Raw genomic sequence first — 12,477 nt, forward strand, 5'->3', positions numbered from 1 at the left:
AGCCAGCCACAGCCGACAGGCGACCACCGGCCGGACGCGTCACATGGTCCTCCTCGGCCCGGCCCGTCCGCCGCCCGCCGCCTACCGCTCGTTCCTGGACCTCGTCGGCTTCGGCGCGGCGGTCGGCCTGCCCGGCACCGGCGTCCCGGCCGCGTTCCCGTCGGCCCCGGAATCCGCCGCCTTCCCGGTCCCCTTCGCGCCCTCGGCCCGGGTGCGCCCGGCCAGCCGCTCGGCGCAGTACGCCTCGACCTTGCCCTCGCCGCCCGCGGCCGTGACGAGCCGTTGCCAGGCCCTCGCGTTCAGGGCGTCGCCCCGGCCCTTGGCCGAGGCGTACGCACGGCAGTGGGCCTCGGCGTCCCGGGCGGCCGGGGGACGGCCCGCGGGGTGGGGCTCCACGGAACCGCCCGGGGTGACGGCGCCGGGGACACCGGGGCCGACGGACGGGGCGGCCTCGGCGGAGAACCGGTCCGGGGCGCCGCCGGACGGGCGGACCCCGGCTCGGAACCGTCCGCCACCGTCGCCCTCGTGGTGCGAGGCCGATCCGATGGCCGCGGCGGCGACACCGCCCAGCGTCAGACCGGCCAGCAGCACGGCGAACGCGGTCCCCGTGGAACGGCTCGGCAGCCGCCGCGCCGCGGTGCGCCAGTCGTCCCGGCGCCGGGTGCGCGCGGTGTGGGCGCCGTCGTCCCGGGCGGCCCTGAACGCGGCCAGGGCCCGCGTCTCCGCCTCCGTGTCGTCCGCCCGGCCGCGCATCACAGCGGCGAGGAGCGTCTCCAGGGCGGCCTGTCCGCTTCCGGGGGCCGCCGGCCGCCCGACGCGACGGGCGGGAGCCCCGCCGCCGCCCTGCCGTTCACCCGTGTCAGGTTCCACATCCGGCCCCATGTCCGGTTCCACACCAGGCCCTTCGCCCGGCCCCACGCCCGGCCCCATGTCCGGTTCCACACCAGGCCCTTCGCCCGGTTGCACGCCCGGTCCCTTGTCCGGTTCCACGTCCGGTTCCATCTCCGCCTGCCGTTCCGCCCGACAACTCCTCGCCGTACCAGAACTCCGCTCCGCGCACCTCGCCGTACAACTGCCCGTCGAACAGGAGCGGTTCGACTCTCATCCCGAATCCCCCAGCGTCCGGGGCCCCTCATCCGTCACACCCGTGACGCCGAGTTGGCGCGCGAGCCGCTTCAGGCCCCGGTGCGCGGAGGTGCGCACCGCCCCCGGCCGCTTGCCGAGAACGCGTGCCGCGGCCGGTCCGTCGAGGCCGACGACCACCCGCAGGAGCACGGCCTCGGCCTGGTCGCGCGGCAGTCCCGCGACCAGTTCCAGGGCGTACGCGGTGGACAGCGTCTCCAGCGCCTCGTCGTGCGTGCTGTGCCCGCCGGGCAGGTCCAGCGCGTCCTGCTCGATGGTGGTGCCCCGGGGCCTCACCCTCAGCCGCCGCAGATGGTCCAGCGCCCGGTGCCGGGCGATGGTCGCGGTCCAGCCGCGGAACCCCTCGCCGTCGCCCCGGAACCGCCCCAGGTCCCGGGCGATCTCCAGCCAGGCGTCGGACGCCACGTCCTCGGCGTCGTCGCCGACGATGCCGCGCAGATAGCCGAGCAGTCCGGGCTGCACGATCCGGTACGCGACCGCGAAAGCGGCCTCGTCCCCCTCCTGCGCCCGCGCCACGGCCACGCCGAGTTCCGCGTCGTACGGCCGCGCGCGGCGGGGTTCCCCTCCCTGGCCCAACACTGTCCTCGTTCGCACCGAGTTCGCCCGAATGTGCCCTGCCGGCGCGGCCGGCCGCGTCGACACCCCCATGGTCATCAGCGTCGGACCCCAGGGAAATGTCACAGCGCGTCAGGTACACCGCCCAGCCCGGCCCGGCCCGGGGCCGCAGACACCCGCGGACCACAACACCCCCTACGCAGGGCCCCGGTTCACTTCACCCACCGTCGGACCAGAGCGCACCGGCAGTCCGGCAGGGGCGCGGTGGACGCCATGGGCACCACGGGCACCACGGGGGGACAGCGAGCGGGAGGGGCGCGGTGGATGCCGCGAACGCGGCGGGCGAGGGTCCCGCCGCCCCCGCCACCGGCTAGCGCGCCGCCTCCCGGCACAGCAGGCGCAGGGAGCCGTCGCCCGCGTAGCAGCGGCGAGCCTCTTCGATGGGGTCCCAGAGGCGTCCGTCGGGGGTGCGCAGCCAGTGTTCGCCGCCGGTCACCCACCATTCGGCGCCGGTCTGGCGGGCGACCACCTCACCGGTGTACGCCCCGAATCCGCGCAGCACGCTCTCGACGGCCGCGTAGGGCGCGCCGTCCCGGCGTATCTCGTCGATCACGCGGTCGACACGCCACAGGCTCTGGGCCGAGTAGTCGAGGCGCAGCCGGGCGCCCTCCCGCATGGCCACGACCGTGTCGGCCGCCCAGCGAACGGGCTTCGTCGCAGCTGAGGGCCTGGTTGCTTGAGTTGCGTTCACACTCGATAGAGCGCGACGACGGCCGGATTCGTCACGCGTCCGAGCGAGGGTTCGCGACACCGGCCCAGGACCTCCATCTCCACCCCGGGAGCGTCACAAGGACCCCTCAAGAACAAGGTTTGGGGTGCGCCGGAGCCGTACCGCCTCCGGCGCACCCGCGTCCCGGGCTACGCCCGCCCGCGTGCCCTGCGTGACACCACCGCCCGCAGCACGCGCCGCCCCTCCGTCGACGCGTCCAGTGCGAGCCGCAGCCCTCCCTTGCCGTGTTCGGCGAGCAGTTCCAGGATGGCGACCTGGCGGCGCAGTTCGGCGGCGACGAGGGGGGACATCCCCTCCGTACGCCCCTCGCGGCGTGCCGTCACGCACGCCTCCGCGTCGTCGGCGTGGTCGAGGAACCGGTGCACCTGAAGGGCCGCCACCGAGCAGGCGTCCGACCAGGCACGCAGCTCATCGTCGGAGGGCTTCGCGGGAACGGCGCCGAGCATGCCCCGGGCCAGGACGGCGGCGTGGTCCTCGTCGGTCACGGCGGGCTCGGGGTCCTCCGCGTCCAGCTTGGCGCGCGCCTCGTCCAGACGCGTTCCCCACTCGGCCCAGGGGTCCGCCTCCGCGAGGCTCGCCCACAGAGGCCGCAGGACATCGTCGTCCCCGCCCAGCAGCGGTACACACCGATCCAAACAAGCCAGACCGCTCGCCGCCAGACCTCGCTCGTCGGCCTGAGCGATCAGTTCCACCAGACTCATCACGACTCCCTCGAAATGCCTCGACAGGGCGCCCTTGCCTTACGGAGCCCGCACTTCCCCTTACTGCGTGCAACGGACCAGGAGTGTCACAGTGCGACCCCACCCTGCCGGTCGAGGAGCCGGATGAACAGGTTTTCGGCCAATTGCTCTGACTCGTCGTCCGGCACGCCGAGGAGCGGCCCGACGACTCCCCGGACGTGCGGGGCCGGACCGCGAAACGGATGATTCGGTGCGTGTCAGGCGCCGGACGCGACCGGACCCTCGTGGGCCTTGCGGTCCTGCATGCGCGTCAGCTTCAGCACGACGAGGACGGCGAACACGGCGGACACGATGTCGACGGCATCGCTGAACAGGTCCTGGACGGCGGCATCCTGGATCGCCTGGGCGGTCCCGGCCCTGCCGGTCGTGGTGGCGGCGAGCCGGCCGACCACCGCCCTGATGATCCAGAACGCCCACCAGGTGTTGACGAGCCCGTGTCCGCCACGGGTGCCCGCGGGGCGGCTGGCGTCCCATATCTCCGCCATGATCCGGCGCGGGCGCCACAGGTTCACGAACGGAGCGAACCAGCCCCATCGCGCCCAGGCCCGGGAGAACGTGTGCCCGAACGGGCTGAAGACCTCCGCGTTGACACGAACCCGCAGGAACCAGGTGAGGAAGGCGACCGCGGCCACCACGAGCGTGATCAGCTGTACGTGCCCGGCGGCGGCGTAGAGGGAGTCCGCCCGGTCGACCCGCAGCCAGACGGCGTCATCGGACGCGCCGTCCGCGACGGCCCCCGAAGCGGTGTACATCCCGTAGTCCGCCCAGATCGAGAAGAGGTCCGCGGCGATCACCAGGCCGAGCGACGCGGCGGCGGCCTTCCCGAGGACGAAGGGCGGGCGCAGCCAGGCATGACCGTGCGGCGGCACGAACGGCGGCAGCGGCGCCGCGGGAGGCCGCGAGGCGGTCCCCCGCACCCTGGACTCCGGAGAATCGGGCCCGTCCGGTACGGACTTCGGGGACGCGGGGCTGTCCGGTGCGGGCTGCTGCGGCTGCGGCTGCGGCTGTGGCTGTGGCTGTGGCTGTGGTGGCACGGTCGTCATGAGACCCCCCAGGTGGGCTGCGCCGCGCGGTGACGGCACAAAGAGCCGGGCGAGCCCCTCCCCAGGGTCCCGCCCGGCATCCGAACAAGTATCCGGAAGATACGGTTCGGCGCTTCGTCGCGTCCAGCGCGTTCCGACCGCGTCCGTACCGGCTCACGGCCCGTCCGTACCGCTCACGGAACGCCCGTACCGGCGCCCGCCACCACCGCCTCAGCCCAACTGGTTCGCCAGTGCCTTGAACTGGGTCCAGGACAGGGGCGGCGTGCGCGGATCCCACAGTTTCTGGGTCAGGGCGCGCAGCGGCATACGGATGCCCGCCGCGACCTGGTCCTGGGTCTGCGAGCCCGAGAGGTCGCACCAGACCGCGAAGGACGCGCCGAGGATCTGGGGGTCGTACTTCGCGGGGACCGGCGTCGTACCGCGCAGGACGAGGGGGGTCCACTGCTCGTAGATGCGCTGCCCGGTCGGGTAGACGAAGGTCTGGGGCTCGCCGAGGACGTAGTAGAGGAACTCGTCGTTGTAGTTGATGACCTTGCGTCCGGCGCTCAGATACTCGATCGGCGGCCGGGCCCCGATCTCCTTGCCGGTCCAGTACGCCACCTGGAGACCGCCGTCCGCCTGGACGGTGCCCCCTCGGAAGAAGCCGTCGTTCCAGGCCCGTGCCGTCCGGCCGTGCCCGTGGACCAGCTTGGCGCGGTCGTTGAGCCAGCCGGTCGTGAGGTCGGCGACGGTCGCGCCCGCTCCGTACTTGTTCCTGGCGGCGGTGGCGAGCTGCGGGAAGGACGCCGCCGGGTTCGCCACCGTCAGGGCCTGGTACTCGTCGCCGCCGAGGTGCCAGTAGGCGCCGGGGAAGAGACCGGCGTACTCGTTGAGCAGGTCGTCGACGAGGGCGGCCGCGGCGGGCTTGGAGATGTCGACGGCGCCTCGGACGGGCGTGCCCGACGCGTTGCGCAGTTGGAGGTCGGGGTGCGCCGCGATGACCGCGCCGAGGTGTCCCGGCGAGTCGATCTCGGGCACGACGGTGATGTGCCGGCTCGCCGCCAGGGCGAGGATCCGGCGCACCTCCGCCTTCGTCAGGTGCTGCTGCGACACGATCTCGGGGTGCGTGTCGGACTGGATGCGGAAGCCCTGGTCGTCGGAGAAGTGCAGGCCGAGCTCGTTGTACTTCAGGTCCCCGAGCTCGCGGACCCGGTCCTCGATCCAGGCGGCCGTGAAGTGCTTGCGCGCGATGTCGAGCATGAATCCGCGGAACGGCTTCGCGGGCCGGTCGCGTACGACTCCCTCCGGCGCCGTACCGCCGCCGTGCACCTCCTGCTTGAGGGTGCGCGTGCCGTAGAAGACACCGGCCTCGGCGGGTCCGGTGATCTTGACCCGGCTGTTCTTGACGGTGAGGGTGTACGACTCCGGGCCCGCGGTCCCCTTGTCGAGGCCCAGTTCGACGTCGCCGGCCTTGGCACCCGTCCGCCCCGCGTACGTCAGCTTGAGCTCACCGGCGAGCAGCTTGCCCTCGTCGGCGAGGCCGCCGTTGTCCACGACCACGCGGGCTCCGGAGGCCGGGCGCCAGCCGGGGCCGTGGGCCGCGATGTGCTCCCGCACGGCCGGAATGGTTCGAGGGGCCTTGGAGAGGGGGTAGCTCCGGGTCGGCGAGGGAGTGGCCGCGGGCGCGCGGCCGGCGGACACGGCCTGCGACCGGTCGGCGGACGGCACCCGTGCCCCGGTCGACTGCCCGTCACCGCCGGGCCAGACCGCCACGGCCACCGCGACGACACCGGCGACCGCCAGACCGCCCGCGACGAGCCCGGCCCGCCCGTTCCGCCCTGTCCGCCGTCGCGGCGCCCGCCGCCTGCCACCACTCACCTGGTCACCCTCGTCTCGCCGCGCTCGTCCCGCCGCGCCCACTTCGCCCTGCTCACTTCGCCCCGCTCACTCGACCTGCTCGATGCCCCCTCGGTCCGCCCCGCCGTTCGCCCTGTCGGTCCTCGACGCTCATGTCGCCGCCGGAGTCCGCTCCCGGGTCGCCCCGCCGGATTCGCCACGCTCACGTCACCGTCGACCCGTCCTCCCCGCCCGCCTCCCTGCCATCCATCCAGGTGTACTCCCCCATCGAGGTGTCCACCTCCCCACGCCTCTTCTCCGCGCCACCGCGAACTCTGCCCCGAACGTCACCGCAGTCGTCCACCGGACGCTCCGAAACTCTCCCGTGCGGGTGAAATCCGGGCATCCGACGGACAGCTCCCGACACAGCTCGATAGCGTGAGCACAACACCTTTCACTTCTCCCCCTGCCGAAACACACGTAGCGCACGGGCGTCATGCTCACCGGACGTCGCGCCTCTCCATCCCACCGCCGAGGACCTACGCTGACGTCGCACCGTCTCCCACGCCTCCCCGGCCAGGTCGCCCTCCCCGAGCAGAAGAGCGCGGCGCCGTCCCCGGCCCGCCTCGACGGGTTCAACTCCGCACCCGCAGATGCGGTCACCCGCGCGCTGCTCACTTGTTGCCGCAGCCTGCGCTGGGTCCACCGTCTGGCCGACCACCGCCCCTATCCGGATCTCGGCGCCCTGCTGGCCGCGGCCGACGAGGCGGCGTACGACCTGACCCCCGACGACCTGGCCGAAGCCCTGGCCGGTGAGTCACTCACCCTGCTCCCGGACGGCGCGTACTCCGCCGCCCACACCGCGCTGAGCGCCGCGCACGCCGCGTACGAGAGTCGATTCGGACATGTATTCGTCATCTGTCTGGACGGATTCGCCCCCGGGGAGGCCCTCGACCAGGTGCTCATCGGAATCCGGTCGCGCCTGACGAACGACCCCGAGGAGGAGCGGGTCGTCGCCGCCGACGAACTGCGCGGACTCGCCCGCGGACGACTGACCCGCCTCGTCCGTCAGTTCGCCCACGAGCAGCGAACCGCCGAGATCGGGCGTCCGTAATAGCCCGAACGTGGCTGATTGATTGCCAGTTTGATCACATTGATAGGGCCGCTGTAAGCGTTCCGACAACACGTCGCTACGATGGCCGGGGCCGGTGGACCGTACCCGGCCGGGCCCGACCGACAGAGAAGCCGGCGCGGCCCCAATCCCCGCTCCCGGAGGGTTCTTCCGTGCCGGCTGGAACGCTGTACCGCGGCCGGGAAGGAATGTGGTCCTGGGTGGCTCATCGAGTCACCGGCGTCCTCATCTTCTTCTTCCTGTTCGTACACGTGCTGGACACCGCTCTCGTCCGTGTCTCCCCCGAGGACTACGACAAGGTCGTGTCCACGTACAAGACGCCGATCGTCGCGCTGTTGGAGTACGGCCTCGTGGCCGCCATTCTCTTCCACGCGCTCAACGGCCTGCGTGTCATCGCCGTCGATTTCTGGTCCAAGGGCCCGCGCTACCAGAAGCAGATGCTCTGGTCCGTCGTCGGTATCTGGGTCGTGCTGATGTTCGGGGCCCTGTACCCCGTCCTCGGTCACGCATTCCGCGAAGTATTCGGGAGCTGACGCAGATGTCCACTACTGACACCGCCGCTTCCGGTATCGGCCCTGTAGAGGGTGCCGGAGAATTCCCGGCCTACAGCGTCGACAACCCGGCCCCGTTCATCGAGGCCCCGCGCAAGCGCACCAAGAAGACCCCGAAGTCGACCCGCGGCAACTTCGAGATGTACGGCTGGCTCTTCATGCGCCTGTCCGGCATCGTCCTGGTCGTCCTGGTCCTCGGCCACCTGCTGATCCAGCTCGTCCTCGACGGCGGCGTCTCCAAGATCGGCTTCGCCTTCGTGGCCGGCCGCTGGGCGAGCCCGTGGTGGCAGGCCTGGGACCTCGCGATGCTGTGGCTCGCCATGCTGCACGGCTCCAACGGCCTGCGTACCGTCATCAACGACTACGCGGAACGCGCGGGCACGCGCCTGTGGCTGAAGGGCCTGCTGTACACCGCCACGGTGTTCACGATTCTGCTGGGCACGCTGGTGATCTTCACCTTCGACCCGAACATCCGCTAGGCACGGGGCTGAGGCAACCACTCATGAAGATCCACAAGTACGACACCGTCATCGTCGGCGCCGGCGGCGCCGGCATGCGCGCCGCCATCGAGGCGACGAAGCGCAGCCGCACCGCCGTGCTGACGAAGCTCTACCCCACCCGCTCCCACACGGGCGCCGCGCAGGGCGGTATGGCCGCCGCGCTCGCCAACGTGGAAGAGGACAACTGGGAGTGGCACACCTTCGACACGATCAAGGGCGGTGACTACCTGGTCGACCAGGACGCCGCCGAGATCCTGGCGAAGGAGGCCATCGACTCGGTCCTCGACCTGGAGAAGATGGGCCTGCCGTTCAACCGGACGCCCGACGGGACGATCGACCAGCGCCGCTTCGGCGGTCACTCCCGCAACCACGGCGAGGCCCCGGTCCGCCGGTCCTGCTACGCCGCGGACCGCACCGGTCACATGATCCTCCAGACGCTTTACCAGAACTGCGTCAAGGAGGGCGTGGAGTTCTTCAACGAGTTCTACGTCCTGGACCAGCTCATCGTCGAGGTCGACGGGGTCAAGCACTCGGCGGGCGTCGTCGCCTACGAGCTCGCGACCGGCGAGATCCACGTCTTCCAGGCGAAGTCCGTGATCTACGCGTCCGGCGGCACCGGCAAGTTCTTCAAGGTGACGTCCAACGCGCACACCCTGACGGGTGACGGCCAGGCGGCCGTCTACCGTCGCGGGCTGCCGCTGGAGGACATGGAGTTCTTCCAGTTCCACCCGACCGGCATCTGGCGCATGGGCATCCTGCTGACGGAGGGCGCCCGCGGTGAGGGCGGCATCCTCCGCAACAAGGACGGCGAGCGCTTCATGGAGAAGTACGCGCCGGTCATGAAGGACCTCGCGTCCCGTGACGTCGTGTCCCGCTCCATCTACACGGAGATCCGTGAGGGCCGCGGCTGCGGTCCCGAGGGCGACCACGTCTACCTCGACCTCACGCACCTCCCGCCGGAGCAGCTCGACGCCAAGCTGCCCGACATCACGGAGTTCGCGCGCACCTACCTCGGCATCGAGCCCTACACGGACCCGATCCCGATCCAGCCCACCGCGCACTACGCCATGGGCGGCATCCCGACGAACGTCCAGGGTGAGGTCCTCTCGGACAACACCACGGTCGTCCCGGGCCTGTACGCCGCCGGTGAGGTCGCGTGTGTGTCGGTGCACGGCGCCAACCGCCTCGGCACCAACTCGCTGCTCGACATCAACGTCTTCGGACGCCGGGCCGGTATCGCGGCCGCGGAGTACTCGGCGAAGGCCGACTACACCGAGCTGCCCGAGGACCCGGCCTCCCAGGTCGTCGCCCAGGTCGAGCGCCTGCGCAACTCCACGGGCACCGAGCGGGTCGCCGCGATCCGCCTGGAGCTGCAGGAGTGCATGGACGCCAACGTGATGGTGTTCCGCACCGAGCAGACGATCAAGACGGCGGTCGAGAAGATCGCGGAGCTGCGTGAGCGCTACCTGAACGTCTCGATCCAGGACAAGGGCCGCCGGTTCAACACGGACCTCCTCGAAGCCGTCGAGCTGGGCAACCTGCTCGACCTGGCCGAGGTCATGGCCGTCTCCGCGCTCGCCCGCAAGGAGTCCCGCGGCGGTCACTACCGCGAGGACTACCCGACCCGCGACGACGTCAACTTCATGCGCCACACCATGGCGTACCGCGAGGTCGGCGACGACGGCACCGAGTCCATCCGTCTCGACTACAAGCCGGTCGTCCAGACCCGCTACCAGCCGATGGAGCGTAAGTACTGATGGCTACTCCCACCCTGGACAAGGCGGACGCGGCCGGCGCACCCGAGCCCGGTTTCGCCGACTCCCCGTACATCACCGCCACGTTCCGCATCCGCCGGTTCAACCCGGAGGTCTCGGCCGAGTCGGTCTGGGAAGACTTCCAGCTGGAGATCGACCCCAAGGAGCGTGTCCTCGACGCGCTGCACAAGATCAAGTGGGACCAGGACGGCACCCTCACCTTCCGCCGGTCCTGCGCGCACGGCATCTGCGGCTCGGACGCCATGCGGATCAACGGCAAGAACCGCCTCGCCTGCAAGACGCTGATCAAGGACCTGAACCCCGAGAAGCCGATCACGGTCGAGGCCATCAAGGGCCTGACGGTGCTGAAGGACCTCGTGGTCGACATGGACCCGTTCTTCCAGGCGTACCGCGACGTGATGCCCTTCCTCATCACGAAGGACACCAACGAGCCGACGCGCGAGCGTCTGCAGTCGGCCGAGGACCGCGAGCGGTTCGACGACACCACGAAGTGCATCCTGTGCGCGGCGTGCACGTCGTCCTGCCCGGTGTTCTGGAACGACGGCCAGTACTTCGGTCCGGCCGCCATCGTGAACGCCCACCGCTTCATCTTCGACTCGCGTGACGAGGCCGGGGAGCAGCGCCTGGAGATCCTCAACGACAAGGACGGTGTGTGGCGCTGCCGCACGACGTTCAACTGCACGGACGCCTGCCCGCGCGGTATCGAGGTCACCAAGGCGATCCAGGAAGTCAAGCGCGCGCTGATCACGCGCCGCTTCTGACCCTCGCTCCCCGACCCGCCGAAGGGGCCCGCTTCTCCTGGGGCCCCTCCGGTCGATCCGGCACCTTGTGACGTCGGCCTTCACGACCTGATTCCGGTCCTGAAGGCCGACGTTGTCGTATGCGGTGGGTGCGGGCGCCGTCGCGGCCGGGCGAGCCGGCGAGGGCCGGGCCGGAGACGGTCCGCGCCGTCATCCGAGGACGTCTGTGGCGACCTTGTCCTGGCGTTGTGTCAGGGAGCGCCAGGACGCGACAGCCGCGGGATGTGCGTCGAGCCAGGCGCGCTGGACGACGGCCAGTCTGGTGTAGGCCGTCCGCAGGTAGTCGGTGTCGGACTTGCAGCGGATGTCGACCCGGGCGACGGGGTTGGTGGCGAAGTCGGTGTCGCGGGGGAGGCTGTCGAGCAGGTTGACCGGGTCGTCCGTGGCGACTCCGGCGATTCTCATACAGCGCGCCCAGCGGGCGTCGGCCGCACGGAAGGCCGGGTCCTTGTCCAGGTTCCTGCGGGCCTGCTCCTCGCCCTCGCCGAGCTGGATGCTGACCTGGAGCCACCGGAGTCGCTCGGAGCCCAGCAGCCGCTTCTCGGCCTCGGCCTGGCAGCCCTGGGCCGGCCAGGACACCTTGATGGACCTGCCCCGGGCGGCGATGCGCCGGTCGTCGGGGCCGTAGAGCGCGGCGAGGAACGCCTTGCTCTCCCGTTGTTCCGACGCGGCCGGCGCGGGGCTCGCGGTGGCGGTGGTGAGCGACTCCAGGCCGAACGGCAGCAGATGGTCGACGGTGGCCGTACTCGGCCGGGGAATCCCGGCCGGCGTGTACCGGTAGCCGTGGGCGGTCATGCAGCTGATGGCCAGTTGCCGTTCCGCCTCCGCGATCCGCCACTGCCGCTCGCTGGGCGCGTGCAGCAGCGGGTAGAACGGCAGCCGGGCGCTCAGGCGTCCGGCGTCCGCCGTCGGCCGCGGGGTGGCGGCGGGCGGACCGGACCGGCCGGCGTACACCCAGGCGGCACAGGCGGCGACCACCACGGCGGTCGCGGCCGTGACGAGTGCGGTGATCCTACGGGTCTCCAAGGTCTTCCTCCTCCCGGCGCGGTGGATCCGGCGGCGGACCACCGGATCCGTGACACGGCGCAGGTCAGTAGCAGCCGCCCGGGTTGGAGGTGGTCAGCGAGAGGGAGCTGGCCGACAGCGCGGCGCTCAGTTCCTCGACCTCGCTGCCGGGCTTGACGCAGAAGAGCATCCCGCCGCCGGAGTTGATGTTCAGGTAGTACCGGGAGTAGTAGCCGCCGCTGCTGGAGTTGCTGGCGGACCAAGCGTTGTCGTTGACGGTCGTGCCGGAACCCGCGGTGCCGTAGGTCGTGTTGTTGAAGGTGTCGTTCGTGAAGTCGCTGTCGCCGTTGAAGTACGAATGCCTCGCGCTGTTGAAGCTGGACCAGAACACACAGTGGTAGCCGCCGGCACAGTTCGTCCCGGCCGATGCGGGGGACGCCGTGACGACTCCGCCGACGGCGAGTGCCGCGGCCAGGGCGGCGGTCGCCGCGAGGGCCTTGCGCGACCGGGCCCATCCGGCCTTTATCGGTACTAACATGACAATCCTTTCATGTCGACCTCGGGGTGGCCTCACCACACTGGCAGCACCCCGACCGCTTTCCCACGCATTGCGGCCAGGGCCGAAAGA

The 12,477-nt window shown here is 71.2% G+C and carries 13 protein-coding genes; 5 read left to right on the forward strand and 8 right to left on the reverse strand.

The features are described from left to right. Positions 1-81: 81 nt before the first annotated feature. From OHT01_RS15945 to OHT01_RS15970, 6 genes are all read right to left on the reverse strand, one after another. Positions 82-870: a hypothetical protein gene (locus OHT01_RS15945; protein ID WP_328553829.1), complete on the reverse strand. Its 789-nt coding sequence runs from the start codon at positions 868-870 to the stop codon at positions 82-84. A 231-nt stretch (positions 871-1,101) separates the two neighbouring features. Then, entirely contained in the window at positions 1,102-1,719 is a 618-nt protein-coding gene (locus OHT01_RS15950; protein WP_328553830.1) for an RNA polymerase sigma factor, read from the reverse strand. A 349-nt stretch (positions 1,720-2,068) separates the two neighbouring features. Then, positions 2,069-2,449 carry a hypothetical protein gene (locus OHT01_RS15955; protein WP_328553831.1) on the reverse strand — a complete coding sequence of 127 codons (381 nt, stop codon included), beginning with the start codon at positions 2,447-2,449 and terminating at the stop codon, positions 2,069-2,071. Between the two features lie 167 nt (positions 2,450-2,616). Further along, positions 2,617-3,189 carry a hypothetical protein gene (locus OHT01_RS15960; RefSeq protein ID WP_328553832.1) on the reverse strand — a complete coding sequence of 191 codons (573 nt, stop codon included), beginning with the start codon at positions 3,187-3,189 and terminating at the stop codon, positions 2,617-2,619. Positions 3,190-3,425: 236 nt separating this feature from the next. Continuing rightward, complete coding sequence (locus tag OHT01_RS15965; RefSeq protein WP_328553833.1) at positions 3,426-4,145, reverse strand: DUF4328 domain-containing protein; 720 nt, start codon at positions 4,143-4,145, stop codon at positions 3,426-3,428. Positions 4,146-4,481: 336 nt separating this feature from the next. Next, on the reverse strand, positions 4,482-6,128 hold the full coding sequence (locus OHT01_RS15970; protein ID WP_328553834.1) for a beta-N-acetylhexosaminidase: 1,647 nt from the start codon (positions 6,126-6,128) through the stop codon (positions 4,482-4,484). A gap of 454 nt (positions 6,129-6,582) precedes the next feature. Between OHT01_RS15970 and OHT01_RS15975 the strand changes: the two genes are divergently transcribed. The 5 genes from OHT01_RS15975 (at position 6,583) to OHT01_RS15995 (ending at position 10,805) form a co-directional block, all read left to right on the forward strand. Continuing rightward, positions 6,583-7,200, forward strand: coding sequence for a 2-oxo-4-hydroxy-4-carboxy-5-ureidoimidazoline decarboxylase (locus OHT01_RS15975; protein WP_328553835.1), 618 nt, complete (start codon positions 6,583-6,585; stop codon positions 7,198-7,200). 170 nt (positions 7,201-7,370) lie between these two features. After that, positions 7,371-7,751, forward strand: a complete 381-nt coding sequence (gene sdhC, locus OHT01_RS15980) for a succinate dehydrogenase, cytochrome b556 subunit (RefSeq protein ID WP_266761980.1) — start codon at positions 7,371-7,373, stop codon at positions 7,749-7,751. A 5-nt stretch (positions 7,752-7,756) separates the two neighbouring features. Then, positions 7,757-8,248 (forward strand): succinate dehydrogenase hydrophobic membrane anchor subunit, encoded by a 492-nt coding sequence (locus OHT01_RS15985; protein WP_328553836.1) that lies wholly within the window; start codon positions 7,757-7,759, stop codon positions 8,246-8,248. A 23-nt stretch (positions 8,249-8,271) separates the two neighbouring features. Further along, on the forward strand, positions 8,272-10,026 hold the full coding sequence (gene sdhA / locus OHT01_RS15990; RefSeq protein WP_328553837.1) for a succinate dehydrogenase flavoprotein subunit: 1,755 nt from the start codon (positions 8,272-8,274) through the stop codon (positions 10,024-10,026). Then, the gene (locus OHT01_RS15995) at positions 10,026-10,805 is read left to right on the forward strand and encodes a succinate dehydrogenase iron-sulfur subunit (protein WP_328553838.1); all 780 of its coding nucleotides are present in this window, start codon (positions 10,026-10,028) and stop codon (positions 10,803-10,805) included. Before sdhA ends, OHT01_RS15995 begins: the two co-directional genes overlap by 1 nt. 189 nt (positions 10,806-10,994) lie before the next feature. On the opposite strand, the gene OHT01_RS16000 is transcribed toward OHT01_RS15995, so the two are convergent. Both OHT01_RS16000 and OHT01_RS16005 read right to left on the reverse strand, forming a co-directional pair. Further along, on the reverse strand, positions 10,995-11,870 hold the full coding sequence (locus tag OHT01_RS16000) for a hypothetical protein (protein ID WP_328553839.1): 876 nt from the start codon (positions 11,868-11,870) through the stop codon (positions 10,995-10,997). Positions 11,871-11,934: 64 nt separating this feature from the next. Then, on the reverse strand, positions 11,935-12,387 hold the full coding sequence (locus OHT01_RS16005; RefSeq protein ID WP_328553840.1) for a hypothetical protein: 453 nt from the start codon (positions 12,385-12,387) through the stop codon (positions 11,935-11,937). Positions 12,388-12,477: the final 90 nt, after the last annotated feature.

It is taken from the genome of Streptomyces sp. NBC_00358 (assembly GCF_036099295.1).
Lineage (GTDB): Bacteria > Actinomycetota > Actinomycetes > Streptomycetales > Streptomycetaceae > Streptomyces.

Coding starts and splice junctions, on each gene's coding strand:
- OHT01_RS15960 (WP_328553832.1), bottom strand. CDS start 3,189: ATGAGTCTGGTGGAACTGATCGCTCAGGCCGACGAGCGAGGTCTGGCG.
- OHT01_RS15975 (WP_328553835.1), top strand. CDS start 6,583: ATGCTCACCGGACGTCGCGCCTCTCCATCCCACCGCCGAGGACCTACG.
- OHT01_RS15985 (WP_328553836.1), top strand. CDS start 7,757: ATGTCCACTACTGACACCGCCGCTTCCGGTATCGGCCCTGTAGAGGGT.
- sdhA (WP_328553837.1), top strand. CDS start 8,272: ATGAAGATCCACAAGTACGACACCGTCATCGTCGGCGCCGGCGGCGCC.
- OHT01_RS15995 (WP_328553838.1), top strand. CDS start 10,026: ATGGCTACTCCCACCCTGGACAAGGCGGACGCGGCCGGCGCACCCGAG.
- OHT01_RS16005 (WP_328553840.1), bottom strand. CDS start 12,387: ATGTTAGTACCGATAAAGGCCGGATGGGCCCGGTCGCGCAAGGCCCTC.